Source organism: Streptococcus sp. ST14 (assembly GCF_046098195.1).
In the GTDB taxonomy this organism is placed as follows: domain Bacteria; phylum Bacillota; class Bacilli; order Lactobacillales; family Streptococcaceae; genus Streptococcus.
Map to the genome: position 1 here is coordinate 73870 of NZ_JBJUSF010000002.1, position 26790 is coordinate 100659.

The 26790-nt window shown below is 42.5% G+C and carries 25 protein-coding genes and 1 riboswitch; of the genes, 7 read left to right on the plus strand and 18 right to left on the minus strand.

The window, feature by feature from the left end:
• Positions 1 to 9: 9 nt before the first annotated feature.
• From nrdD to uvrA, 14 genes are all read right to left on the minus strand, one after another.
• Positions 10 to 2217, minus strand: coding sequence for an anaerobic ribonucleoside-triphosphate reductase (nrdD, locus tag ACIY19_RS01035; protein WP_409002469.1), 2208 nt, complete (start codon positions 2215 to 2217; stop codon positions 10 to 12).
• Positions 2218 to 2345: 128 nt separating this feature from the next.
• The gene (locus ACIY19_RS01040) at positions 2346 to 3860 is read right to left on the minus strand and encodes a damage-inducible protein CinA (protein WP_409002470.1); all 1515 of its coding nucleotides are present in this window, start codon (positions 3858 to 3860) and stop codon (positions 2346 to 2348) included.
• Positions 3861 to 3895: 35 nt separating this feature from the next.
• A complete protein-coding gene (locus ACIY19_RS01045) occupies positions 3896 to 4039 on the minus strand; it encodes a hypothetical protein (protein ID WP_185758128.1) in 144 nt (47 codons plus the stop codon).
• A 74-nt stretch (positions 4040 to 4113) separates the two neighbouring features.
• Positions 4114 to 5646: a cardiolipin synthase gene (gene cls, locus ACIY19_RS01050; RefSeq protein WP_409002471.1), complete on the minus strand. Its 1533-nt coding sequence runs from the start codon at positions 5644 to 5646 to the stop codon at positions 4114 to 4116.
• A 456-nt stretch (positions 5647 to 6102) separates the two neighbouring features.
• Positions 6103 to 6558: an SP_0198 family lipoprotein gene (locus ACIY19_RS01055; protein ID WP_409002472.1), complete on the minus strand. Its 456-nt coding sequence runs from the start codon at positions 6556 to 6558 to the stop codon at positions 6103 to 6105.
• 90 nt (positions 6559 to 6648) lie between these two features.
• Positions 6649 to 7899, minus strand: a complete 1251-nt coding sequence (locus ACIY19_RS01060) for a bifunctional folylpolyglutamate synthase/dihydrofolate synthase (RefSeq protein WP_409002473.1) — start codon at positions 7897 to 7899, stop codon at positions 6649 to 6651.
• A gap of 314 nt (positions 7900 to 8213) precedes the next feature.
• Positions 8214 to 8519, minus strand: coding sequence for a DUF1292 domain-containing protein (locus ACIY19_RS01065; protein ID WP_000017622.1), 306 nt, complete (start codon positions 8517 to 8519; stop codon positions 8214 to 8216).
• A 15-nt stretch (positions 8520 to 8534) separates the two neighbouring features.
• Positions 8535 to 8954, minus strand: a complete 420-nt coding sequence (gene ruvX, locus ACIY19_RS01070) for a Holliday junction resolvase RuvX (protein ID WP_002876031.1) — start codon at positions 8952 to 8954, stop codon at positions 8535 to 8537.
• Positions 8955 to 8957: 3 nt separating this feature from the next.
• A complete protein-coding gene (locus ACIY19_RS01075) occupies positions 8958 to 9224 on the minus strand; it encodes an IreB family regulatory phosphoprotein (RefSeq protein ID WP_000507059.1) in 267 nt (88 codons plus the stop codon).
• A gap of 87 nt (positions 9225 to 9311) precedes the next feature.
• Positions 9312 to 9881 carry an SP0191 family lipoprotein gene (locus tag ACIY19_RS01080; RefSeq protein WP_000734688.1) on the minus strand — a complete coding sequence of 190 codons (570 nt, stop codon included), beginning with the start codon at positions 9879 to 9881 and terminating at the stop codon, positions 9312 to 9314.
• A 66-nt stretch (positions 9882 to 9947) separates the two neighbouring features.
• Complete coding sequence (gene spx / locus ACIY19_RS01085) at positions 9948 to 10346, minus strand: transcriptional regulator Spx (RefSeq protein ID WP_000591165.1); 399 nt, start codon at positions 10344 to 10346, stop codon at positions 9948 to 9950.
• 134 nt (positions 10347 to 10480) lie between these two features.
• A complete protein-coding gene (gene mgtA, locus ACIY19_RS01090; RefSeq protein WP_409002474.1) occupies positions 10481 to 13141 on the minus strand; it encodes a magnesium-translocating P-type ATPase in 2661 nt (886 codons plus the stop codon).
• A gap of 195 nt (positions 13142 to 13336) precedes the next feature.
• Positions 13337 to 13488: riboswitch (M-box (ykoK) riboswitch) on the minus strand.
• Positions 13489 to 13543: 55 nt separating this feature from the next.
• On the minus strand, positions 13544 to 14605 hold the full coding sequence (locus ACIY19_RS01095) for a M24 family metallopeptidase (protein ID WP_409002475.1): 1062 nt from the start codon (positions 14603 to 14605) through the stop codon (positions 13544 to 13546).
• On the minus strand, positions 14598 to 17429 hold the full coding sequence (gene uvrA, locus ACIY19_RS01100; protein WP_409002476.1) for an excinuclease ABC subunit UvrA: 2832 nt from the start codon (positions 17427 to 17429) through the stop codon (positions 14598 to 14600). Before uvrA ends, ACIY19_RS01095 begins: the two co-directional genes overlap by 8 nt.
• A 136-nt stretch (positions 17430 to 17565) precedes the next feature.
• Here uvrA and ACIY19_RS01105 point away from each other — a divergent pair, with 136 nt between their 5' ends.
• The 5 genes from ACIY19_RS01105 (at position 17566) to ACIY19_RS01125 (ending at position 21127) form a co-directional block, all read left to right on the plus strand.
• Positions 17566 to 18510: a magnesium transporter CorA family protein gene (locus ACIY19_RS01105; protein ID WP_000815620.1), complete on the plus strand. Its 945-nt coding sequence runs from the start codon at positions 17566 to 17568 to the stop codon at positions 18508 to 18510.
• Positions 18511 to 18521: 11 nt separating this feature from the next.
• The gene (locus tag ACIY19_RS01110; RefSeq protein WP_000077999.1) at positions 18522 to 19199 is read left to right on the plus strand and encodes a DUF1129 domain-containing protein; all 678 of its coding nucleotides are present in this window, start codon (positions 18522 to 18524) and stop codon (positions 19197 to 19199) included.
• Between the two features lie 15 nt (positions 19200 to 19214).
• Positions 19215 to 19562 (plus strand): TfoX/Sxy family protein, encoded by a 348-nt coding sequence (locus ACIY19_RS01115; protein WP_000331825.1) that lies wholly within the window; start codon positions 19215 to 19217, stop codon positions 19560 to 19562.
• A 161-nt stretch (positions 19563 to 19723) separates the two neighbouring features.
• Positions 19724 to 20758 (plus strand): S66 peptidase family protein, encoded by a 1035-nt coding sequence (locus ACIY19_RS01120; protein ID WP_409002477.1) that lies wholly within the window; start codon positions 19724 to 19726, stop codon positions 20756 to 20758.
• Positions 20759 to 20863: 105 nt separating this feature from the next.
• Complete coding sequence (locus ACIY19_RS01125) at positions 20864 to 21127, plus strand: SemiSWEET family transporter (RefSeq protein ID WP_000166113.1); 264 nt, start codon at positions 20864 to 20866, stop codon at positions 21125 to 21127.
• Between the two features lie 82 nt (positions 21128 to 21209).
• Here ACIY19_RS01125 and ACIY19_RS01130 read toward each other — a convergent pair whose 3' ends face one another.
• From ACIY19_RS01130 to ACIY19_RS01140, 3 genes are read right to left on the minus strand one after another with little or no spacing between them, the layout of a single operon-like run.
• Positions 21210 to 21773, minus strand: coding sequence for a DNA-3-methyladenine glycosylase I (locus ACIY19_RS01130; protein ID WP_268711613.1), 564 nt, complete (start codon positions 21771 to 21773; stop codon positions 21210 to 21212).
• Between the two features lie 9 nt (positions 21774 to 21782).
• On the minus strand, positions 21783 to 22376 hold the full coding sequence (ruvA, locus tag ACIY19_RS01135) for a Holliday junction branch migration protein RuvA (protein ID WP_409002478.1): 594 nt from the start codon (positions 22374 to 22376) through the stop codon (positions 21783 to 21785).
• A gap of 12 nt (positions 22377 to 22388) precedes the next feature.
• Positions 22389 to 23621 (minus strand): MFS transporter, encoded by a 1233-nt coding sequence (locus ACIY19_RS01140; RefSeq protein WP_000657469.1) that lies wholly within the window; start codon positions 23619 to 23621, stop codon positions 22389 to 22391.
• A 172-nt stretch (positions 23622 to 23793) separates the two neighbouring features.
• On the opposite strand from ACIY19_RS01140, the gene ACIY19_RS01145 reads away from it, so the two are divergent.
• Both ACIY19_RS01145 and ACIY19_RS01150 read left to right on the plus strand, forming a co-directional pair.
• On the plus strand, positions 23794 to 24297 hold the full coding sequence (locus tag ACIY19_RS01145) for a helix-turn-helix domain-containing protein (protein ID WP_000761364.1): 504 nt from the start codon (positions 23794 to 23796) through the stop codon (positions 24295 to 24297).
• Positions 24281 to 24802 carry an RDD family protein gene (locus tag ACIY19_RS01150; protein WP_000769794.1) on the plus strand — a complete coding sequence of 174 codons (522 nt, stop codon included), beginning with the start codon at positions 24281 to 24283 and terminating at the stop codon, positions 24800 to 24802. The genes ACIY19_RS01145 and ACIY19_RS01150 overlap by 17 nt, the downstream gene beginning before the upstream one ends.
• A 35-nt stretch (positions 24803 to 24837) precedes the next feature.
• Here ACIY19_RS01150 and mutL read toward each other — a convergent pair whose 3' ends face one another.
• On the minus strand, positions 24838 to 26787 hold the full coding sequence (gene mutL / locus ACIY19_RS01155; RefSeq protein ID WP_268714705.1) for a DNA mismatch repair endonuclease MutL: 1950 nt from the start codon (positions 26785 to 26787) through the stop codon (positions 24838 to 24840).
• Between the last annotated feature and the right edge of the window lie 3 nt (positions 26788 to 26790).

Here is a 26790-nt window from a genome sequence, read left to right on the forward strand (position 1 = left end):
CGTTTCCTTCTAATTTATTACTTCATGTCCGGCTGTTTTAATAGTTGAGCCGTTCATGTGTTTGACACGCGCAGCAATTTCCTTATGACGTCCGTTGACCATCGGACGCGCTTGTGGGTTTCCAAGATAGCCACAGGTCCGTTTAACCACATCTACTGTTTTAGGATCGTTATTCCCACAGTTAGGACAAGCAAAGCCTCTCTCTGTCGGTTCAAAATCCCCTTCAAAGTCACACTTGTAGCAACGATCAATCGGAGTATTGGTTCCTAGATAGCCAACTCGGTCATAGGCATAGTCCCAAACAGCTTCCAGGGCCTTAGGATTTTGTTGAAGAACTGGATACTCACAATAATGGATGAAACCACCTGACGCACCTGCTTCTGGATAAACTTTTTCAAAATCCAGTTTTTCAAACGGTGTTGGATTTTTACGGACATCATAGTGGAAAGAGTTGGTGTAATATTCCTTGTCTGTAATATCAGGAATAGAGCCGAACTTCTCTGTATCCAAACGACAGAAGCGGTCTGTCAAGCTTTCAGACGGTGTTGAGTAGATAGAGAAATGGTAATCATATTGATCTGACCACTCTTCTACACGTCGTTTCATATCACGAATGATGTCAAGCGTAAATTCCTTGGCTTCTGGATTGCTTTCCCAGCTATTGCCAAAGAAGACCGTCGCCACTTCATACAAACCGATATAGCCTAGAGAAATGGTCGCACGGCGATTCTTAAAGAGTTGGTCAACACTTTCTTCTTTTCCGAGACGGCGGCCGAAGGCTCCATACTGATAAAGGATAGGGGCATTTGCTGGTGTTGCTTCCTTGGTTCGTTCGACACGATAAACCAGAGCATCCTCCGCAATGTTCATTCGCTCGTTGAAGATTTCCCAGAACTTGTTCAAGTCACCTTCAGACTCTAGGGCGATACGAGGCAGATTGACTGTCACAACACCTAGATTCATCCGACCTGAATTGACTTCTACACCATTTTCATCCTTCCAGCCTTGGAGGAAAGAACGGCAACCCATAGGCACCTTGAAAGAACCTGTCAGCTCGATAATCTTATCATAGGACAAGACATCTGGGTACATCCGCTTGGTTGCACACTCAAGAGCCAACTGTTTGATGTCGTAGTTAGGTGAATCTTCCTCTAAGTTGAGTCCTCTTTTTAGCGTAAAGATGAGTTTAGGGAAGATGGCTGTTCGATGTTCTGAACCAAGACCCTTGATACGAATGGTCAAAATAGCTTTTTGAATTTCACGCTCAAAACGACTAGTTCCTAAACCAAAACCAAGCGAAGTAAAAGGTGTTTGCCCATTTGAAGTGAAGAGGGTGTTGATTTCATACTCAAGAGATTGCATAGCATCGTAGATGTCCTTTTGCGTTTTCTTCCAAGCATAATCTTCCCGTTTGTCAGGTAAGACCCACTCTTCCGCATCCTTGAGGTGCTTTTGATAATTCTTCTCCGCATACGGAGCCAAGACTTCATCGATACGGTCAGCTGAGCAACCCCCGTACTGGCTAGAAGCAACATTGGCGATGATTTGTGAAATTTGAGCTGTCGCAGTCTGGATAGACTTGGGACTTTCTACCTCCGCATTGCCAATCTTAAAACCATTTTCCAACATACCTTTAAAATCAATCAAACAGCAGTTGGTCATAGGAGTATAGGGGCTGTAGTCCAAGTCATGATAGTGGATATCTCCTTTTTGGTGAGCATTGGCTACGTGCTTAGGAAGCATTTGCAGCCCGATTGACTTCCCAACAATCCCTGCTGTCAAATCACGCTGGGTATTAAAGACATCACTGTCTTTATTGGCGTTTTCATTGACAACTGCTTGGTCTTTATTAAGAAGCTTATGAATGCTAAAGTTGATATCTGTCGCTTTTGAGCGCTCAAAATCCCTTTGTGTCCGATAAGTGATATACTCCTCAGCTAGCGCATATTCTTTGGCTTCAAGGAGTTCATGTTCTACGACATTCTGAATTTCGTAAATCTTGACACCTTGAGGAAAGCGACTGTGAATTTCAGTGACGATTCTTTCAACCAGACCGTTTAGGCGTTTTTCTACTAGAGGCGTAAGGTCCATAACCTTTTCTGCCGCCTTGTGGAGAGCCTTGTCAATCTTGTCTACATCAAACACTACACGTCTACCATCTCGTTTTTCAACGAACAAGGTGGGAACGGTTGCAAGCTTTTCTTCTAATACAATCATATCCATGCTCTTTTCTAAAATATTGTTGAATTGTTTATATTCAGTATTATACCACTCTAAAAATAAAAAATCAATATCTTGTGTCAAAAATCCTAAAATTTTTAAAATTCCACAAGATATTGATTTTTTTATTTAGATTTATAAAGCTTGAATTCACTAGTATCTGTCTGAACAAGCTCATATTTCTCGCTGAGCCAGCTCTCTACATCCGACCACAAGGCAACTTTTTGATTGACCATAATCATCTTTGGTTGATTTTCTTTTAGATCATTCATCAGTTTGGTTTTATTTTCGTCGCTTGCAGTATAGAGTGTTGGTGTCACTAGAGAAGTTGGCGCCAAGCGTTCACTTGCACGATAGAAATCTGAACGATCATCCCAAGCATAGACACGATCCTCAGAACTCGTTTGCTGTTTGACCATACTAGCAAGACGTTCTCTCTCCTGATAAGTCGCCGGATGTGAAAGGTAGCGACTCAGGATAGGAAGAGCAATGAGGTAGGCAAGGGCAAACAGTGGCAGATAGAAATTCCCTTTAATAAAAGAGGCTTTTTCCTCACGTCTTCTACGACGACTCCCTCCCTCCGAAACATCTTCCTTGATCCCTGTCAGAAGGAGCAAGACCAAGAAAGGAAGGAGAATAACGAGACGAGTACCGTTGACAGGTTCATTTGAGAGAATCAAGATTCCCAAAGAAACCAACAAGCCCAAGCTAGTAGCAATTGATAAGGCATATTGCTTGGCTGGTTTTGACTGGAATAAACCAGTAAAGAGCAAACCAAGGGAACCTAGCCCCACAGCAAGCAAGCCATAGAAAGCCGCATTTTCAAGTAAATGTGAATTTGAAAAGAGGCTAAGGGTATTTACCGGATACAAGGTCTGGCTAATAGCATCCCCAAAACTACCTGTCCACACTGTATAGTAGCCCAAAGGATAGAATAAGAGTGAGAATCCTAAGGCTGACGCAAAGAACTGATATAACCCGTGAACAAAGTGACCTTTACCTAGATTAAAGCCAATGATGCCTAGAGCCAGTACAGCCGCAAACAAGGCGGTTGGAATCGGCGCAAGGAAGAAAGCAAGAGCAAGACTCATCCCCACTCTTACAAATCCTTTGTCATCATTTGGATAAGCTAAGTAGTTCGTAACAATACTCAATGAATAAAATAGGAAAGGCAAGGCTACTAAGAGAGCATAGCCACCACCAAAAGCGAGTCCTGCCACTAACAAATAGAACACAAATACCAGCTTCTTGGCTTCTTCTGCTTGACCAGTAAGAGCATCTGCAGATTTAAAAAGGAAAACACCTGCTCCAAACAAGGCCAACCACTCAACCAAAGCAAGCAGAATACTTCCTAGGGAAAGATAGGTTAGCAAGTAATAGAGCAATCCATTCGTTCCAAAGTAATCTGTATACATTTGACCATTTTGATGCAAGGCCCAACCGGTATAAAGATCCTGAGTTTGTTGCGGACTGACTAAACCAAAAATAAAAGGCAGGACAACCGAAATGGCTGTGGCTACTAAACTCCAAAGCATGATACTAAAAAAGGGAATGGGAGCTCCTTCTCTCTTTTCTGGCGCTGACCAGTCTTGGTAATGAGATCCTTCTTGTTTCTCATCTATTTTCCCGTATACGTTCATTCAATTTCTCCTCTAAGTTTATCTGTTTTAGTATATCAAAATCTTACAGGAATGTCAGCTTGGGATTGATATTTGCTGAATTTCTTATCCAATATCGCAAAGCGTTCGATTTCACGAAAACGGTGAAACCTACTAATTCTAAACTCTTTAATAAAATCTTCATCTTCTAGATTGAGCATGTTTTTCTCCTTTACCTATCTATTCGTAAGAAGAAAAAATAAGATCCAGCCTTGGGCTAGATCTCGATGGATAGTTAGAGCATGGGTGCAAACAACTGGACAATTTCCTTAATGAGGCTTTGGTACCAGCTTGTTTTGATTGTGTGGGGATAGATTTCTTGAGAAACCTTAAAAATCTCTTCGAAGTCCCTCTCAATATCGATGATAGATTGCGTTCTATAAAGCAAGACGGCATTTTCATAGTGGTGAAGCAAGCTACGATAGTCAAAATTGATGGTTCCCACAGTAGCTGCCTCTCCATCGACCAGCATTTGCTTGCTATGAAGAAAGCCGGGACTGTACTCGTAAATGCGAACCCCTGCAGATAACAAGTCTGGATAAGCTCCGCGAGTAACCAATTGGATGACCTTCTTATCTGGGATACAAGGTGTCACAATTCGCACATCTACCCCTCTCAGAGATGCATTTTTGATACTTTCTGTGAGATCATAGTCCGCAATCAGATAGGGTGTCGTGATATAAACATAGTCTGTAGCTTGATTGATAAGATTTTGATAGACCGTTTTGCCAACCTGAGATCGGTAAATAGGTTTAGGACCACTACTATAGGGGATACAGAGCCCCATCCCGTCTCTAGGTTGATTTTCAAGATGGTATTGGTCAAAGTCACTGATCTCTCCACGATTGATATACCAGGTGGATAAAAAGAGTCTAGTAAAAGCCTTTACTGCTGGACCATCCAACCGAATACCACTATCCTTCCAGTAACCAAAGCGTTCGATATGATTGATATACTCGTCTGCTAGATTGGCACCCCCTGTATAGGCAATCTGCCCATCGATAATCATGATTTTACGGTGGTCACGATTGTTATAGGCAACGGTCAAGCGCGGAATCACCTTGTTAAATTTATGGGCTTCAATCCCTCGGCTACGAAGCTGGATGGTATAATCCCCAGGTAAGGTTGCCATACATCCAATATCGTCATAAAGAAGCTTAACTTCTACTCCTTGAGCAGCCTTTTCTTCCAAAATCTCTAAAATGCTGTTCCACATCAAGCCTTCTTCGATGATATAGTACTCAAGAAAGATAAATTTCTCCGCTTTCCTGAGATCCTCTAGCATCTGATGCCACATACTTTCACCAGAAGCAAAAAATTGTGTATCCGTTCGATCATAGACATCAGCATTCGTATCCATACTGAGAAGGGATTTGATGACGCCATAAGCAGACTTGTCTTGTTCCTTTAACTCCAAACGGAGGGCTCTGCTATTGTCCTCTCTGTCAACCATTGATTGGAGTTGTTTCAATTGCTTGATCTCTTTTTTAGATAGACGGCGTTCTCCAAACATGATATAGAGCAAGGGACCAAATACTGGAACAAAGGCTACTAAGAGCCATGTTACCTTGCTTTCTGGATTCATAGAACGATTAACAATCGATACAATGGTTGCTATACTCATCAAAATAACTAGGATAATCCAGAGAATCGGAGCCATCCGACCTAGATAGAGAAATAAACCAAAGACGATAAACAACTCCGCCAACATGATGGTAATACTAAAACCATACTTGGACATGAGTAGCTGCATTTTTCTAGCTGTCATACATCCCCTTCCTTTTCTAACATTCTCCTAACTGCTTGATAAACTAATGTCTCTACTAGTATACCTCAGTTCAGGGGTAGATAGCAACCTTTTGCCTTTTTCTATGCAAACTATTCCAAGAACTGCAAGATTCTTAAACTACACCCTTACTATTATGAAGCGTTTCCCTTTTTATCTTTTTAACTAGGGTATTAAGAGGCCTAAAAAGAACTACCAAAATGATAGTTCTTTCCAATATTATTTATATTTTGAGGAATTAGTCCCTTCCACTCTACTTGATTTTTAGAAGAGTTCTTTATAAAGAGCAATGGTCTCTTCTAAAGTTGGCATATAAGAAGTTTTACAAATATTTGTAAGCGTTTTAAATAAAAAGTTAGTAAAGAACAGCCAGCCCTTTTTTCAAGAAAAAAGCTCCAAAAAGATAGCTTTCATCTTATTGGAACTTTTACTTAATCATTATTGCTTAGTTAATACCACTCGGTCAGATGCCTCTCGGTCCATATCATCGATAATCAATTGATTACCATTAACCGTGTAAATTTTGACATCATCACCGATAATGACACGTTGATTTTCTGGCTCAAAGCTGACTTGCTTGATTTCCTTATCCCCATCTGGCTCGACCTCAGTCCATGTGCCAGTTTTACCTGTTACAACAAGAGTGATTTGGTCATTCTCATCTTTTCCAGTATAGGTACCATCGATATTCGTAGGTTGAGCTACAGTAGTGTCCTGACTTGAGGACGCCTGTGGTTGGCTGGCACTTGTAGCAGCACTAGAAGATGACTCTTGTTGAGTAGATGGTTGTTGAGCAGATTGCTGGGTAGGTGCTTGTGTCTTAGATCCACAAGCTGTTAAAAGACTAAGAATTGCTAGGGAAGCAATAGAAAGTGTGAATGTTTTTGTTTTCATAGCGATTTCCTTTCTTTTGTGCCAATGTTTTGCTGGATCAGTTTCCAGATGCACCTCCTACCTCAAGTATAACAACTTAAGCCTAGAAGGTCAACCAATCTCATCACTTCCTAGCAAACTCGCTCGGACTTCTGAGATAAAGTAGAGGGATCCCGTCACGAAAAGCAAGTCCTGATCATTGGCCTTTTCTTCAAATTCTCTGATAAAGTCCCCATAGGAAGAAATCAAATCGTAACCCGCCACATCCTTCTCATCCAAGGAGCCTTGGTAGTCAAAGCCCGTTACCTTAAGTTCCACCTGAGGCAACTGCTCCATTAGATAGCCTAGCATCCCCTGATAATCCTTGCGTTTAAGAGCTCCAAAAAGGATGCGAACTTGATAGCCTTGCTGGATTTCCCCCTGGATAAACTCTACTAGACGAGTCAAGGCTGGCAGATTGTGAGCCCCATCTAGATAGAGTTGCGGGCGAATCCGTTCCAATCGACCTGCCCAATGTGTCTCCTTCAAAGCCCGTCTAACAAACTCTTCTTCGACCCTTTCACCTCTTGAAGCTATAAACAGAAGAAAAGTTTGTAAAGCCAAGGCGGCATTTTCCTGCTGATAAACACCCTCCAAACTGATTTCAAGCTGTGAAAAGCTTGCTAGGCTACTTGAAAAATCCCCAGCAGTCAAGGTGAAGTCTCGCCCAGCTTGATAAAGTTCAACAGCTAACTCTCTTGCTCTTTTTTGACAGACAAGCTCCGCTTCTGGAGCAAGTTTAGCAATGACCGCCTTCTTGCCGGCCTTGAAAATACCAGCTTTCTGCTCGGCTATTTCCTTCAGACTATCTCCCAAGGTCTCCTGATGATCTAGCCCAATGGAAGTAATAACTGCAATCTCTCCTGTTACGACATTCGTTGTGTCAAGCAAACCACCAATCCCCACTTCTAGCAGAACTAGATCCACTCCCTGCTCTTTAAAGTAAAGCAAGGCAATCAAGGTCAACAACTCAAAGAAAGACAATTGATCATGTGTTTCTAAGAGAGTTTTCTCCATCTCCTTGACTTGGTTAGCTATACGGACAAAGTCTTCCTCCGCGATCGGCTGTCCATTGATACAGATTCGATCATGGATACTGACGATGTGAGGAGAGGTAAAAGTACCAACTTTTTTACCATGAGCAACAAACAACTCCCTCATAAAGGCAATAGTTGACCCTTTACCGTTAGTCCCTGTTACGTGGATAATAGGATAAGTCTTCTCTAGATTCCCCAGCAAATCCACAGCTCGCTGCATTCGTCCAAGACCAGATCTAAAGTTTAAACCAATCCGACTATGAAGCCATTCTTCTACTTCAAACATACATGTCTCCTTAACAACAATCCAATCAACTAGCGCACTAAAGTTTTACTGTAAATAAAAAGCGAGGCCGGGACAACAATCCCAACCTCTTACCTGGTTAGCTAATCACTAGCTACTATGAATTTCAACGTGGGCTAAAAACATCCCCCGGACATTCCTGCGTTTCTAATTTCTGGCTCAGGGCTAAAAACATCCACTGGATATTCCAACTCTTTCTAGTTTCTAGGAGTTGGGGTGATACAGTCTCCCAGACCCAGATTTACCAGTTCTCTCTTATTTCAAGGAACTGGGGTAAAAATATCCCCCGGATATTTTTACTCCTCCATAAAGCTGTTGAAGACTTCTTCAATCATGTTCCATTCGTCTTCTGAGTCTTCTGGAATTGGTTGCAATTCGCCTTCTGTTCCATCTTCATTTTCAGTGAATGAGTAGGCTTGGATTTCAACTTGCCCGTCTTCGTCTTCTTCTGCGTTAACTGGTACAAGCAGAACATAGTTCTTACCAAATTCTTCTTTTCCATCAATGGTCAAAAGGATTTCAAATAAAGTTTCATTTCCTTGTTCATCAACAAGTGTAATCAATTCACGTTCTTCGTGATCGTGGTTGTGATCGTGTGACATAGTTTCTCCTCTGTCTTAAAATTTTCTATCTAAATAATTTTGCAAAATCAGCTGAGCAGCCAACTTATCAATAACTTTCTTGCGTTTGTTACGGCTGATATCTGCTTGTTCAATCAACATACGTTCCGCAGCGACCGTTGTCAAACGCTCATCCTGATAGTCTACTGGCAAACCAAAGAGTTCTTCTAGCTTGGCACCATAGGCTTGACTGGCTTCTACTCGCGGTCCGCTTGTATTGTTCATGTTTTTTGGCAAACCTACTACAAAGCGTTCTACCTTATAGCTGTCAACCAATTCCTTGATACGGTCAAAACCAAACTGGCCCTGATCCTCATTAATCTGGATGATTTCAAGTCCCTGAGCGGTGAATCCTAGGGGATCGCTAATCGCCACCCCTACTGTTTTTGAACCGACGTCCAATCCCATAATTCTCATAGATTATAGATCGACTCCTTGTCCCTTAAGGTAGTAGCGTACCAATTCTTCAACAATTTCATCACGCTCATACTTACGGATTTGATTTCGTGCATTGTTATAACGAGGAACGTAGGCAGGGTCACCACTCAATACATAACCGACGATCTGGTTAATCGGATTGTAGCCCTTGTCATTCAAAGAAGCATAGACATCTGTCAACGTTTCGCTAATTTCTTTCTTATTGGAATCATCCAATTTAAACCGTACAGTTTCTTCAGTAAATCCCATTCTAACACCCTCTTTCCTTAGAATATTACTATTATAGCATATTTCCTTACGTTCTACAAATAAATCAGTTTGTTTATTTGGATTTTCTTACTGTTCTGTCGCCCCATTTGCCACTCTGTCAGCAATATACTGGCTAGGTTCGTTTTTTAAGAGATTTTCAAGACCAATATTTTTTAAATATTCTAGTTGAGATGCCTTTTTGACATCCAAAACTTGAAAATCATAAGTCGTTGTAGTCTGGATTTCTGTCTCGCTGAGTAGCTTGGTTTCCAGTGTAAATCCTGCCAGTTTGCGCGCCTCTTGGATGGTCTCATCCTTCTCTTCAGCTTCTAGAAGCGCTTTTTGCGTTTCCTCTAGGCCATTTTCAGAGATAAAAGTCTTGAGTTCATCCCCGACAGGTCGTTTTTGCTGGATGGTCAAGGTCAAAAACTGATTGCCTTTATAAGTAATGGTCTGAATCTGCTGCGTTCCATTTTCTGACTTCGGCATCAGCAAGGTCTTGGTGACAACCGTATTCTTTTCGGCATTGTCCAAAACGGGAAGGTTGGATTGGAGAGGTTCAGATGCTGTTGTGGAAGCAGCAGGAGTTTCCTTTTTTTGCCCACATCCCGCAAGCAAAAAGAGGAGAGCAAAACTAGCAATTAGTAACTTTTTCATAATTCCTCACATGATTTTAAAACAAAAGAGCAAACAAGGCCAGGAGTCACTCCCAGCCTTGATGTTTTATAGAGCTGCACGTAGACGTGCTTCTGCATTTTCTACATTACGGACAGAGCGTGGCAAGAAGGCACGGATATCATCTTCTTTATAGCCGACTTGCAGGCGCTTCTCATCAACGAGAATCGGACTCTTTAAGATCCGTGGTGTTTCCATGATTAAGTTGAGCACTTCATTGACACTCAAATCCTCGATGTCAACTCCAAGTGCCTTAGCGTAGCGGTTTTTTGACGAAACGATACTGGCGATTCCATTATCTGTTTTCGTTAGAATATCTAATAACTCTTCTCTTGTAATTCCTTCTTTACCGAGATTTTGTTCTTTATAACTTAACTGGTGGGCATTGAGCCAGGTTTTCGCTTTTTTACAGCTAGTACAACTTGAGACTGTATAAATTTTGATCATGTACCTACCCCTTTCGCTACATGTTACTATCAGTTTAGTCTATTATACCATAAAAAACATCCGACTTGCGACCTATTTTTAAAAAAAATTAACTTTTTTCGCGATTTTCGTACTTTTTTCTTGACAAAATCAATTTATAACCAACTTTTAAATTTTTTGATATACAATCGTTTTACAACTGTAACACTTATCATATAGAGAACGATAATCAAAAGCAAAAAGAGGAAATAAATTGGTTCCAAAGGGGTTAAATGAAGCAGGCTAGCAATTGAAGAGTAGGGAAGGAAGGTCACAAAACTAGCTGCTAGCAAGGTTGTTCCAAGAACAAACCATGATGGACGACTTTGTAAGAAAGGAAGTTTTGCTGAACGAAGCATATGGATAACCATGGTTTGGGACCACATGGATTCAATGAACCAACCTGTCTGGAACAAAATAATAAAGCCCGTTGCAGCCTCTGCTCCGTGAGCATAGGCTTGACCTGTCGCCATTGGGACAATGACAAAATAGAGCAAGATAAAGGTCAAAATATCAAAGGCAGAAGAAATCGGACCCATCCAAATCATAAAACGAGTAATAGACTTAGCTTCCCACTTATGAGGATGTTTCAAAAAGTCTTCATCCACATTATCAAATGGCAAGGCAATGCAAGAAAGATCATAGACGAGGTTTAACACAATCAAGTGAATCGGAGCCATAGGAAGGAAAGGTAAAAAGATACCAGACACTAACAGAGAGAAAATGTTCCCGAAATTAGAGCTGACCGTCATCTTGATATATTTGGTCATGTTGGCATAGACTTTGCGTCCTTCAACCAGCCCTTTTTCAAGCACCATCAAATCCTTATCTAGCAAAATGACATCAGCCGTTTCTTTGGCAATATCTACTGCTGTATCAACCGAAATCCCCACATCGGCCACTTTCATAGAAGGGGCATCATTGATCCCATCTCCCATATAGCCGACACAATGTCCATTCGATTTGATTTGTAAAATGATTCGTGCTTTTTGATCCGGAGAGAGTTTGGCAAAGACCGTCACTTTCTCAACTGCTTGAGCCAACTCTTCGTCCGTCATGGCATCAATATCAGAACCCAACAAGATTTGATCAACGTCTAAACCAACTTTTTCGCAAACTGCGTGGGTTACCTTCTCATTGTCTCCCGTCAAGATCTTTGTTTGAACACCGTGTTCTAACAAAGCTTGGATAGCAGGTGCTGCTGATGGTTTTGGTGGATCTAGAAAGGCAAGATATCCTGTTAGAATCATCTCTTTTTCATCTTCAACTGAGTAAGCAAAACCTTCTTTTAGGCCTGTTTTATAAGCGACTCCCAAGACTCGCAATCCCTGTTGATTAAGTTGATCTACTTCTTTTAAGATTTCCACTCGGATATCATCCGTCAGAGGGCTAATCTGATCTTGATATTCCACATGGGTTGAGATCGCAAGCATTTCCTCTAGGGCACCCTTGGTTACCAAACTAACAACTTCGTTCTCATCCTTGACGATGACACTCATCCGTCTGCGTTCAAAATCAAAAGGTAATTCATCTATTTTTTGGAAGCTAGTATCTAAATTTTGTAGAATAGCGTGTTCTTTAGCTTCTTTTTCAGTTCTACTGATAATAGCACGGTCCATCAAGTTTTTCAAACCGGTTTGAAAATAGGAATTGAGGTAGGCCCGTCTCAACACAGACAAATCCAAATCTCCGTGTATATCCAAAGGATATTCAAGGACAATTTCGTCTTGGGTAAGGGTTCCGGTTTTATCCGTGCATAAGATATCAATAGCACCTAGGTCCTGTATGGCATTGAGTTTTTTGATGACGACTTTTTCCTTGGCCATGATAATGGAGCCTTTTGCTAAACTAGCCGTGATGATCATAGGAAGCATCTCAGGTGTCAATCCAACACCAACACTCAGTGCAAACACACCTGCTTCCAGCCAGTCGCCATCTGTCAAGCCATTGGAGAGAAAGACGATGGGAACCATGACCAACATCAAACGGATCAAGAGCCAAGAGATGCTGTTCATCTCCCGTTCAAAAGAGGTCGGTTCGTCATAGGTATTGAGAGTCTGCTCGATTTCTCCCATCATGGTGTCATCACCGACCGCTAGAATCAAAGCCTTGGCGCTTCCTGATATCACATTGGTTCCCATAAAAGCGAGCGCTTCTGCTTCTAGCAGACTATCAAAATTTGACTGACTCATTTTTGACAAGGCTAGTTTTTCAACCGAGTCACTTTCACCTGTCAAACCAGACTGTTGAACAAAGAAATCACGTGATTCAATCAAAAGGAGGTCTGCTGGTATCATATCCCCAGCACTTAATTTGACTATATCTCCAACGACCAAATCTTCAATTGCAACCTCTAAACTCTGGCCTTCACGAATAACTGTGGCTGTGTTCACAATCATTTTTGATAGATTGGTCGCAGCCTTGTCACTCCGCAGTTCTTGGACAAAGCGTATACCACCAGAGATTAGAACGAGAACGACGATAATGATAGAGGTTGTCGGATCTTCTTGTCCAGGCTTCGCCAACCAGACATTGGTCACCATGGAGATCATAGCGATGACCAGCAGGATGATTGTAAATGGATTGATAATAGATTCGTAAATCTTTTTGAGGATACTGTCTTCTTGACCCTTGGTGATGGTGTTTTCGCCATATAGGTCACGATTTTTCTCCACCTGCTCCTCAGTCAAGCCTGTTAGACTTGTCTTATAAAAAGATAGAGTTTCGTTTAAGGGTGTGTGAATAGCTGTTGCTAATCTTTCTTTTGTAGTTTTCATTGGTTTCTCCTATCTGTATGAATGATGTGTTTCATACACAGAGACCAATCACTTTATAAGGGCAGAACGACACAAATCAGCGATTGGCTGTGTATGTGCGGTTCTGGATGATCGTCAATTTGCATCGTTTGTCTCCTTTCCTTGTTCTAAAACAGTAGAAAATCCCACCATAAAATGGCAGGATTAAAAAACTAATTATCTGTTTTTTCGTTCAAGCTTTAACTCCATAGGGCGATGTAATGAGCTTAGTCTTGGCCTTCGCGACCAGGACTGTTGACCAACGAGTAGTGTCTCCACTGCTTTGCGGTAGTCATCCGTATCCCTATGGTAGCCTCACCTACCGTTTTCGTTTATCAGTATAAACCTTTAAAATATAAAAGTCAATGATTTATCATAATTTTCTTAAATAACAATTAATTCCTTCGGCGCTAGAGTCAACAATTCGCAACCGTTATCTGTAATTAAGATATCATCTTCAATACGAACGCCGTATTTACCTTCAATATAAATACCTGGTTCATCAGTCAAGACCATACCAGATTTAATGACTTCTTTGGAAGTTTGGCTAAAGTAAGGTTCTTCGTGAATATCCAGTCCGATACCGTGTCCAATACCGTGGGTAAAGTAGTCGCCATAGCCTGCCTCGATGATAATATCACGAGGGATTTTGTCAAAGTCGCGGAAACCTAAGCCATCCTTAGCTTGATCAATCAAGGCTTGGTTGGCTTTCAGGACAGTATTGTAAATTTCTGCCTGCTCGTCACTGACATGTCCTAGATAGATAGTCCGTGTCATATCGCTGACATAGTGGTCGTAAAGACAGCCGAAGTCCATGGTGATGGCTTCTCCCAGCTCTACTGGTTTGTGCATGGGATGGGCATGTGGTTTAGAAGAGTTGATACCACTCGCTAGAATGGTATCAAAAGACAAGCCTGCCGCTCCTAGCTCACGCATGCGGAAATCAAGGAAGTTGGCAATCTCAATTTCAGTCTTTCCAGGTTTGATAAAATCAAGCGCATCGCGAAAAGCTTGGTCTGAGATAGAACAAGCCTTGCGAATAGTCGCAATCTCCTTCTCATCCTTAATCATACGAAGCGCTTCAACAAACTGAGTCTGTGGAAGCAAATCAATTCCTGCAAAAGCAGCCTGCATACGGTGGTAATAAGAGACCGAAATCTCGTCCTCAAAACCGACGCGAGACAAGCCCATATCCTTGACAATACCTGCAATGACTGCCAACTCATCACGGTCAGCCACAATCTCAAAACCTGTCACTTCTTGCTTAGCTGCAATGATATAGCGAGAGTCTGTCACCAAAACCTGACGGTCACGGCTGATAAAGACTGTTCCATTTGAACCCCAAAAACCAGTCAAATAATAGACGTTTTTAAGGTTGTTGATGATGATACCATCTAGTTCTTTTTCTTGCATTTTAGCTAGAAATGCTTGCACACGTTTATTCATTATCTAACTTTCCTTTCAAATAGTGTCCTGTGTAGCTGGCTTCATTGGCCGCTACTTCTTCGGGAGTTCCTGTTGCAATGATGGTTCCACCACCGACACCGCCCTCAGGTCCCAAGTCAATAATATGGTCTGCAGTCTTGATAACATCCAGATTGTGCTCGATGACGAGGACTGTATTGCCATCGTCGACAAAGCGAGCCAAGACCTTGAGCAGACGAGCGATGTCTTCAGTATGAAGTCCTGTCGTCGGCTCATCGAGAATGTAGAAAGATTTCCCTGTCGAGCGTTTGTGGAGTTCACTAGCCAACTTCATACGCTGGGCTTCTCCTCCAGAAAGGGTGGTAGCCGGTTGCCCTAGCGTTACATAGCCCAGTCCCACATCCTTGATGGTCTGAAGTTTGCGTTGAATCTTTGGAATGTGTTGGAAGAATTCCACCGCATCGTTAACCGTCATATCCAAGACTTGCGAGATATTCTTTTCCTTATAGTGAACTTCTAAGGTTTCACTGTTGTAGCGAGTCCCGTGGCAGACTTCACAAGCCACGTATACATCTGGCAAGAAGTGCATCTCGATCTTGATAATCCCGTCACCTGAGCAGGCTTCGCAACGACCGCCCTTGATGTTGAAACTGAAACGGCCCTTCTTGTAGCCTCGAATCTTAGCTTCGTTTGTCTGGGCAAAAAGGTCACGTATATCGTCAAAAACTCCCGTATAGGTAGCCGGGTTAGACCTTGGCGTTCGCCCGATTGGACTCTGGTCAATATCAATCAAGCGGTCTACATGCTCAATCCCTGTAATCGTCTTAAATTTACCAGGCTTGTCTGAATTGCGATTGAGCTTCTGCGCAATGGCTTTTTTGAGGATGCTGTTGATTAAGGTCGATTTCCCTGAACCTGACACACCTGTCACCGCGATGAATTTTCCTAATGGGAAGCGAGCAGTGATATTTTGCAAGTTGTTCTCACGCGCACCTGTCACTTCGATAAAGCGACCATTTCCGGCACGGCGCTCTTCTGGTACTGGAATGGCACGTTTACCTGACAAGTACTGGCCTGTAATAGACTTACTATTACGGGCCACCTGCTTGGGTGTTCCTGCAGCAACAATCTCGCCACCAAAAACACCGGCACCTGGACCAACGTCAATCAGATAATCCGCCTCGCGCATGGTATCTTCGTCGTGTTCCACCACGATGAGAGTATTGCCCAAGTCACGCATCTTTTTCAGACTAGCAATCAGGCGGTCATTATCCCTCTGGTGAAGACCAATCGACGGCTCATCCAGGATATAAAGGACACCTGATAAATTGGACCCAATCTGGGTTGCCAAGCGAATACGCTGACTCTCTCCACCTGATAGGGTTCCTGCCGAACGTGACAGGGTCAGATAGTTAAGACCTACGTTATTGAGGAAGGTCAATCGATCCTTGATTTCCTTGAGAATGGGACGGGCGATAATCGCTTCATTTTCAGACAAGGTCAGCTGGCTCACCAACTCCAAGTGGTCTGCGATAGACAGATCTGAGATTTCACCAATATGTGGTCCTTGCTCGCCACCTACACGAACAGACAAGGCCTGATCGTTGAGACGATAGCCATGACAGGTTCCACAAGTCAGCTCATTCATGTAGAGTCGCATCTGGGTACGGGTGTAGTCACTGTTAGTCTCATGGTAACGACGCTTGATATTATTGACAACTCCCTCAAAAGGAATGTCAATATCGCGCACACCGCCAAATTCATTTTCATAGTGGAAATGGAATTCCTTGCCATCAGACCCGTAAAGAATCAAGTTTTTATCTTCTTCTGACAAGTCCTCAAAAGGCTTATCCATATCCACTCCAAAGGCTGTCATGGCCTGCTCTAGCATGTTTGGATAGTAGTTGGATGAGATAGGATTCCAAGGTGCCAAGGCTCCCTCACGCAAAGTTTTGCTGGTATCAGGAACCACCAAGTCAACATCCACCTCCAGCTTGATGCCCAAACCGTCACACTCACTGCATGAGCCAAAAGGAGCATTAAAGGAGAAGAGACGTGGCTCTAACTCTGGAACAGTAAAACCACAAACTGGACAGGCATAGTGCTCAGAAAAGAGCAACTCAGAATCGTCCATAGTGTCGATAATGACATAACCTTCTGCGATACGAAGGGCAGCCTCTATGGAGTCAAAGAGACGGCTACGAATGCCCTCCTTGATAACAATACGGTCAACCACAACATCGATATTGTGTTGCTTGCTCTTGGACAACTCTGGCACTTCGGTCACATCATAGACTTCCCCATCCACACGGACACGGACATAGCCATCTTTCTGAACCTTTTCAATGACACTCTTGTGTTGCCCTTTTTTCTTACGAATGACCGGAGCTAAAATTTGCAGACGTTGGCGTTCTGGTAATTCCAAAACCTTATCCACGATTTGCTCTACAGAAGAAGCCTTGATAGCCCCGTGTCCGTTGAGACAGTAAGGCGTCCCCACACGTGCGTAGAGGAGACGCAGATAATCATTGATTTCAGTCGTCGTTCCCACGGTCGAACGAGGGTTTTTGCTGGTGGTTTTCTGGTCGATGGAAATAGCTGGGCTGAGGCCATCAATGGCATCCACATCAGGTTTTTCCATATTGCCCAAAAACTGACGAGCATAAGCTGATAGACTCTCTACATAGCGACGTTGACCCTCCGCATAGAGGGTATCAAAGGCCAGACTGGATTTCCCAGACCCTGACAAACCAGTCACAACAACTAGCTTGTCTCGCGGAATCTCCACATCAATATTTTTTAAGTTATGGGCACGTGCCCCATGAATCACAATTTTATCTTGCATCTTTGTTCTTTCTAGTCCATTATTGCTTTCCATTATACCAAAAAATGTGAAATTCTATTACCCAAAAAGCTGTTTTTATAGTATAATAGTACGGTGCAAAAAATGAATCACTGAATAGTAGGAAAGGATAGGGGATATGAAACAAGTTTTTCTCTCAACAACAACTGAATTTAAAGAGATCGACACGCTTGAACCGGGTACTTGGATCAATCTCGTCAATCCTACACAAAATGAATCGTTGGAAATCGCCAACGCCTTTGACATTGATATTGCCGACCTTCGAGCACCGCTCGATGCGGAAGAAATGTCCCGTATTACCATCGAAGATGAGTATACTTTGATCATCGTAGACGTTCCCATCACTGAGGAAAGAAACAATCGTACCTACTACGTTACGATTCCGCTGGGGATTATCATCACCGAGGAAACCATTATCACCACCTGCTTGGAATCCCTCCCCGTTCTCGATGTCTTTATCAACCGTAGACTGCGTAACTTTTACACCTTCATGCGTTCACGCTTTATCTTCCAGATTCTCTACCGCAACGCCGAACTTTACCTTACTGCCCTTCGTTCGATCGACCGTAAGAGTGAACAAATCGAAAGTCAACTTCACAAGTCTACTCGAAACGAAGAGCTGATCGAGCTCATGGAATTGGAAAAGACCATCGTCTATTTCAAGGCCTCACTTAAAACGAACGAACGCGTGATTAAGAAATTGACCAGCGCAACTAGCAATATCAAGAAATACCTAGAAGACGAAGACTTGCTCGAAGACACCCTGATTGAAACCCAACAGGCCATCGAGATGGCAGATATCTATGGAAATGTCCTTCACTCTATGACAGAGACCTTTGCCTCTATCATTTCCAATAACCAAAACAACATCATGAAGACTCTGGCTCTCGTGACCATTGTCATGTCTGTCCCAACCATGATCTTCTCAGCCTATGGTATGAACTTCAAGGATAATGAAATCCCTTTGAACGGTGAACCACACGCCTTCTGGTTAATCGTCTTTATCGCCTTTGCAATGAGTGTTTCGCTCACTCTCTATCTCATCCATAAAAAATGGTTCTAAGAGGAATCCCTATGTCTCAGATTGATTTACAAAAATTAACTAAGAAAAACCAAGAGTTTATCCACATCGCTACCCAACAATTTATCAAAGATGGTAAAACAGACGCTGAAATTAAGGCTGTCTTTGAGGAAGTCATTCCTAAAATCCTTGAAGAGCAGGCCAAAGGGACGACCGCTCGTTCCCTCTACGGGGCTCCAACCCACTGGGCTCATAGCTTCACTGTCAAGGAGCAATACGAAAAAGAGCATCCAAAAGAAAATGACGATCCAAAACTCATGATTATGGACTCCGCTCTTTTTATCACCAGTCTCTTTGCATTGGTTAGCGCTCTGACTACCTTCTTCTCTACAGATCAGGCTATTGGCTATGGGGTGATTACCCTCTTGTTGGTTGGACTTGTAGGGGGACTTGCCTTCTACTTGATGTACTACTTTGTCTACCAGTATTATGGACCAGACACAGATCGTAGCCAACGTCCTCCATTCTGGAAATCAATCCTCGTCATCCTGGCCTCTATGGTCCTTTGGTTGGTTGTCTTCTTTGCAACAAGCTTCCTACCAGCAAACCTCAATCCAGTCCTTGCTCCATTGCCTTTGGCTATTCTAGGAGCAGCACTTCTCGCCCTTCGCTTCTATCTCAAGAAACGCTTCAATATCCGAAGTGCAAGCGCGGGCCCATCACGTTATTAAGAAAAGTGAACAGCTATGGCATATAGTCAATCTTTAGCTCAGCAGATTCGAAAAATTCTAGCACTCAAACTTCCTCCCCAAATTTTCGAAGAAGAGTTAGAAGAAAAGAAACTGTTTGGTGGCCTGGCCTTTATGATTCGTGGGAAAATGGTCCTTACAGTCAGTTCCAGAAAAGACGAGCTGGTTATGGTGAGAATTGGCAAAGAAATGGAAAAGCAAGTTCTACCCCGAACAGGAGCTCATACTACATTGATGAGAGGGCGACCTTATCATGGCTATATAGACCTAGATATCGAAGGTCAAAAAGAACTTCCTTACTGGATTGATTTAGCTCTCTCCTATAATCAAGAGTTGACCAAGTAACTCATATCTAGTGAGATTAGAAAAACGAAAAGCAACTGCATAGGCGGTTGCTTTTTCACTTGCTTTCTTGAGATTCAATAGTACTTCTGACTCTAATTCCTATAGTTTTCTCTCATCTTTTGTGATAGAATAGGCTCAATCTATTTCTAGGAGGATGAGATATGGTTTCTACTATTGGTATTGTTAGTTTGTCTAGTGGTGTTATCGGAGAGGATTTTGTCAAACACGAAGTTGACTTGGGTCTCCAACGTCTCAAGGATTTGGGACTCAATCCTATCTTTTTGCCCCATTCGCTAAAAGGTTTAGACTTTATCAAGGACCATCCTGAGGCGCGTGCAGAGGATTTGATGCAGGCCTTTTCGGATGATAGCATCGACATGATCCTCTGCGCCATCGGTGGGGATGATACCTATCGCTTGCTACCTTATCTTTTTGAAAACGACCAGCTCCAAAAGGTTATCCAACAAAAGATTTTTCTTGGCTTCTCGGATACAACCATGAACCACCTTATGTTGCACAAACTAGGAATTAAGACTTTTTACGGCCAATCATTTCTAGCAGACATTTGTGAATTGGACAAGGAGATGTTGCCCTATAGCTTTCACTACTTTAAAGAATTGATCAAGACAGGAAGAATCTCAGAAATCCGCCCTAGCGACCTTTGGTATGAGGAACGAACTGATTTTAGTCCCAAGGCTCTGGGAACAGCTCGTGTCAGTCATGCAAATACTGGTTTTGACTTGTTGCAAGGAAGTGCTCAGTTTGAGGGAGAAATTCTCGGCGGTTGTCTTGAATCTCTCTATGATATCTTTGACAACTCTCGATACGCAGACAGCACGGAGCTCTGCCAAAAGTACAAACTCTTCCCTGACTTATCCGACTGGGAAGGAAAGATTCTCTTGTTAGAAACAAGCGAAGAAAAGCCTGAGCCGGAAAACTTCAAAAAAATGGTGCAGACTTTAAAGGAAACTGGAATATTCGAGGTCATCAGTGGACTCTTGGTCGGAAAGCCAATGGATGAAACCTTCTATGACGACTACAAGGTAGCACTAATGGACATCATTGACAGCAATATCCCGATTGTCTATAATCTAAACGTTGGCCATGCAACCCCAAGAGCCATTGTACCCTTTGGCGTCTATGCTTATGTGGATGCAAAAGAGCAAGTCATTCGCTTTGACTATAACAAAAAATAAACAATTTCTCCATTTTTGTGCTTTGGTATTGATTTTCGTTACAATTTGTGTCTAAATTTATTGCATTTTGCTTATTTCTATGATATCTTTTTAAAGGAGGTGTATATGACTAAACAAAAAATAAATCAAATTGTCGGTTCAATTGGAGCCTTTATCGGGATTGTTGTATTTATCGCCTACATCCCACAAATTTTTGCCAATTTACAAGGCAACAAAGCTCAACCATTCCAGCCTTTATCCGCAGCAGTATCTTGTTTAATTTGGGTTATTTACGGATGGACAAAAGAGCCTAAGAAGGATTGGATACTAATTATTCCAAACTCAGCTGGCGTTGTCTTAGGTGGACTGACATTTCTTACTGCACTATAAAAGTTACTAGCATATAATCAAAAAGCTGAGATAATTTTCTCAGCTTTTTCTATTTTCTCAGATAGTTAGACGCTTGGACTCACTAATTTCCGTTTTTCCACTCGCAATCATTCTCGTGGTCATCAACCAGGCCTGCCGCCTGTAGAAAAGACAAAACTGCGACTGGACCTGTGAACTTGAAACCTCGTTTTTTAAGATCTTTGGCTAATTTTTCAGACAAGGCTGTTTTAGCAGGTGCTAGGTGATAGTCAGGAACATCATTGATGATGGTTTGTCCATCAACAAAGGACCAGAGATAAGCATCAAAAGAGCCGTAGATTTTCTGGACTTGTAAAAATGCTTGGGCGTTGGCACGCGTCGCAAAGAGCTTGGCGCGATTTCGAATGATGGCTGGATTTTCTAACAAGGCTTCCAACTCCCCATCTGTCATATCTGCAACACATTGGACTTGGTAGTTGTGAAATACTTCTCGGAATCCTTGGCGTTTGTTTAGTACCGTTTCCCAAGATAAACCCGACTGGTAAGTTTCCAAACAAAGCAACTCAAAAAGAGCACGGTCATCATGAAGGGGCTGGCCCCACTCTTCATCATGATAGGCTACATATAAAGGGTTGTTCATTTTAACCCAACCACAGCGTTTTGTCATAGACTTCTCCTATTTCACCAACATCTTAAGGGCCGACTTGATATAGTTCTCAGCTGTATCTGTTGTTCCTTCAAAGAATTTCTTGATTTTCTTAAGCTCGGTTGCCTTGTAGCCCAGTGCCAACATGGCTTCCATAGCTTCTTCCAGTTCTTGGTTTTCAACGCTGGTTTGCATTGCCACCTTGGCAGGAAGGTCATCACTAGCCACAACTACCTTGCCTTCCAAGTCCAGCACCATCTGTTGGGCTGTTTTCTTGCCAATTTTAGGGAACTTGGTCAAGTAGGTGATGTTCTTAGTCTCGATCGCCTGAACCAAGCCAGCATTGTCATCAGCTGCGATGATAGCAAGAGCTGATACCGGACCAATCCCTGATACCGAAATCAGACTAAGAAAGAGTTTCTTCTCATCTTCTGATCGAAAACCATAGAGCAGATGGGCGTCCTCACGGACAACTTGGTGCACATAAATTTGAGTTTCTTGATTGACCTGACCTGAGTAAGCATAGGGATTGGCTACATGCAAAATATAACCTATACCATTTGCCTCTAGGACGATGTATTTGGCAGTGATTTTAGTAATGATTCCTTTTAAATATTCGTACATAATTTTCACTTTCTATAATTGATTTGCAATTCCTTGTAAATGCGCTGCTCTGATGATAAGAAGCAACCCAAGTACTGCACACACAATAAAAACGAGCCAAACACCTACAGCACCTGTTGCAGCGCTGATAGAAATCATCGCCCCCGCTAAAATAGACGCTAAAGGCTGCGCCATATTAAGGAAACCTGAGTAGGTTCCGAGCTTATTCTCATTCATCATTTCCGCCCGCAAAACTTGGCTTGGTGGCATGCAGATGAGTTCCCCCATAGTATAGAGAATGGCTAGCAAAAACAGAGCCCAGAAACTCCTGAAGACAATGGTGAAAAGCATACCCAAGTCAAAGATAATACTTCCCAATAAAAACTGCGGTATGATCTTCATTTCCTTGGTCAAACGATTGGCAGTCGTTATGAAGCAAACAATAATCAGGGTATTGATAAAAACCATGATACTGAGCATCTTAGCTCCTGAAATATGAATACCGAAAATACTACTCGCGATGAATGACTCTTTCAAATGAACGGGTATATAATTGTCAATTTGCAACCAGATAACTCCATTAAATACAGTCCCTAACGTATAAAGTAGGAAAATTTTGTCCTGAAAAACAGAAACATAATTTTTCACAGTTGCCAAAGGACTGCTACCATGCTCAAAGACCAGATTAGCTGGCTTGCTTTCTGAAAAATATTTCCAAGCGAGGAAAAAATTCAAGAAGCTAATCACCGTCAAAACCAGAAGCAACTCAAAAAAATGGTGGTCGTAAAAGAAACCTGCAAGCCCTGCTCCTAACATAACGGATACATTGACAAACCAATAACTAATCGTATAAACGAAACGGCGATTTTGCTCGTCGGTCAAATCAATAATCATCGCATCAATAGCCGGCCAAGAGAAAGTTCCTGCGGTCTCTGCCAGCAACATTCCGACAAAAGTCAAAAAGGGAAAAATATGATTAGGCATATTTGCCAGCAGCACAAGAAAGTAGCCACTCGCAAGACCAAAGTTTCCCCAGTCAATGACTTTCTTACGTCCCCAAAGATCCGCCAAATGTCCACCATACAGCCCAGCTAAAAAACCAATGAGTTTGGTTGTGATCATCAATAACCCCGCCCAAAAGGCTCCAAAATATTGAACATAGTACATGGCCATAAAAGGAGTAATGGCACTCTCTAAAATCCGTGCTACAAAGCTCATCCATTCCCGCATTTGAATTTGCTTGGGGAGGGCAAAAAATTCTTTCATCTTTCATTCCTTTTTCATAATTTCTTCGCTTTTTCTTACCTAGTATATCATATTTTTTTGCTGAAAACTGCAAACACAAGTGCAACCTCTGGTTGACAAATAGTACAGGAGATTGTATTCTCATAATAAGTAAAAATTGTTAGGATAGAAGTAGAAAAAGGAGGATAGAATAATGAAACTCGCAGAAAAACTATTTGAGCTCAGAAAGGAAAAAGGTTGGTCCCAAGAAAAACTAGCAGAACAAATCAATGTTTCTCGGCAAAGCATCTCCAAATGGGAGTCTGGACAAGTACTTCCTGAAATCGAAAAAATTATTGAATTAAGCAAGATTTTTCAAGTGACAACTGACTATCTCTTACTGGATGAAAACTCTGAAAAATCTTCAACGGCAGTGATTTTGGAGGAAGACAAGGACAACTACTATAAAGAGGTTAAATCCTTTGGTCTTTGGCAAGTGATTTATATTTTCGTATTGGCTCTGGCTATCTATCTCTTTTTAGCCGGTTCTAGTTTTCCAGCCGAATTCACCGCTTTGATCTGGCTAACCTTCGTTCTCTTAATCGCTTCTGCAATTGCTATTAACAAGGCGCTAAAGATTAAGCAAAAGTATCTGGACAAGGTTATATGCCTTGATGATTTTAAGAAAGAAGGTGCTAAAGATGAAACTAAAAACTGACAATCCCATACCTATCAAAACTCGTCTGAAAGAGCTGATTGGAGACTGGCTCTTTATCTCGGGCTACCTCATTTCTTTATTTTTACTAGCTATGGGCTTTTACAATCTAGTTCTAGGAGGCGTTCCCGTATTCACTGAAGCCCAGAGCCAACTTCTGGCTTTTTCTAGCTCGGTTCTGCCCCTAACTATCATCTTTGCTTGGCTCGACTATAGAAAAGGAAGTTTTGGCAAGCGTTGGGCAGGTTTACAGCTGATTTACAAGCATAGGAGCCTTTCCCACAGCCTTTTGCGCTCTGCTATCAAGTTTTTCCCTTGGCAGTTGGGACATATGGGAGCTATTCGTAGTGCTTATCAAGCAGATGCTCTGTCAATTTTCTTGTCAACCTCAGCAGGGATTCTCTTCTTGATTTTTCTGCTGATGGGACTCCTTCGCAAGGACAAACGTCATCCAGCTGATTTGCTTGCTGGAACACAAGTTCAACTCAAAAATTCAAAACAGCTCTAGTTTTATAACTAGGGCTGTTTGATTTTCTATAAGGTTTAGTATTTCCCCAACTCTCGGAGGCTGGTATGATTCTCCTGAATGCGTCGGAACATCTTTTCCATATCCGACTTGGTAAAATGCACCAAAACAGGACGGCCATGTGGACAGTTATAGGGATTGTCACATTGAGAAAGCTGATAAAGGAGCTGTCTGGCTGAGTGGTCATCGATACGATGGTTGGCCTTGATAGACCGCTTGCAGGACATCATGATAGCCAACTCTGCTCGGTATTTCTTGATCGAAACTTTCTTGGTCAAGAGCAGCATATCACACATTTCATAGATACCAGACTCGATTTCTTCCTCTGCCATCCAAATAGGATGTTCACGTAGGATAAACTGGTTGGCTCCGTACTCTGCTAAAAAGACACCCACTTCCTCTAAGAGAGGCATTCTTTCCCTGAGACGAAGGGCATCATCTGCTGGGAATTCAAAGATATAGGGCACTAGAAGTTGTTGCTGACTCTGGTCAACATTGCCGATGCTTTCACGGTATTCCTCGTACTTAACCCGTTCCTGAGCCGCATGCTGGTCAATGATATAGAGTCCATCTCGACCTTGGGCAAAGAGATAGGTCCCGTGCATTTGCCCGAAAAATTCCAACTCTGGAAAGCTGGATGCTTCTTCTCGCTCCAGCTTGTCATAGGCCTTATCGAGACTGGCAAGATCTAACTCTGGGTGATCTAGTTGGTCATAGCTGACAGGCTTTCTCTCTGCAAAATGCAGTTTTGCTGGCTTGGTCAGTTGCTCCAAGGTTTCCTTGGCAAACAAGGTTAAATCCTGCCCTTCCTCAGTTAATTCAACCTGATGATCAGCCACCTCAGCTTGACTGGCTCTAGTTACCTCCGTTTTTTCATAGTAAAGCGTATTTTCTTTGAGTGGGAGAATAGTTTGCTCTACCTTTTGACGATTGCGCACGGTCGACTTGGCAAGATTTTCTAAAGCATCAGGAATCAAGGCTTGTTCCTTGAGACTATTTGAAATAGCTTCTGAAAGCAGCGCCATCAGTTCTCTTTCCTTAGAAATCCGCACTTCTTGTTTGGTTGGATGCACATTGACATCAGCTAGATAGGGGTCAATATGGATGTGAATGACAGCCAGTGGAAAACGCCCTACCATAAGCTTGCTTCCGTAACCATCCAAAATAGCACGGTTGAGCAAGAAGTTCTTGATATAACGGCCATTGATGAAGAGGCTGATATAGTTACGATTTGCTCGGGTTAATTCAGGTAAAGACACAAAACCTGAAATTTCGAAATCTAAGTCAGAATTCTCAATTTCAATCATCTTCTTGGCACTCGCCAAACCATAAATCCCTGCGATGGCTTGACGCAGTTGACCAGTCCCTGCTGTCCGCGTCATTTCCTTGCCATCACTAATCAAGCTAAAAGAAATCTCTGGATGGGCCAAGCCCAGACGGTTGACAATATCAATGATATGAGACAGCTCCGCTTGCTGGCTCTTCATATACTTGAGACGAGCTGGTGTGTTGAAAAAGAGGTCCTCCACACAAACTTTGGTCCCCACAGGACTAGTCGCTGGTATGACTTTCTCAACCTCACCTCCACGCGCAACGAGCTTGGTTCCATGACTCGCACCATCCACCGCCGTCAACAGAGTCAAGACGCTGACAGAAGCGATAGAGGGCAGGGCTTCACCACGAAAACCAAGCGTCCGAATCCGAAAGAGGTCTGCTTGATTTTTTATCTTACTGGTCGCATGACGACGCAGGGCCAATTCCACCTCATCGTGGGCAATTCCATGACCATTATCAGTGATTTGAATCTTCTTAAGACCAGCTTCCTCAATCTCAATGGTAATCTGGCTAGAGCCCGCGTCAATAGCATTTTCTACCAACTCTTTGACCACGCTAGCAGGACGTTCAATGACCTCTCCTGCTGCGATCTGGTTTGCCAGCACCTCTGGCAATTCAATAATATGAGACATCTT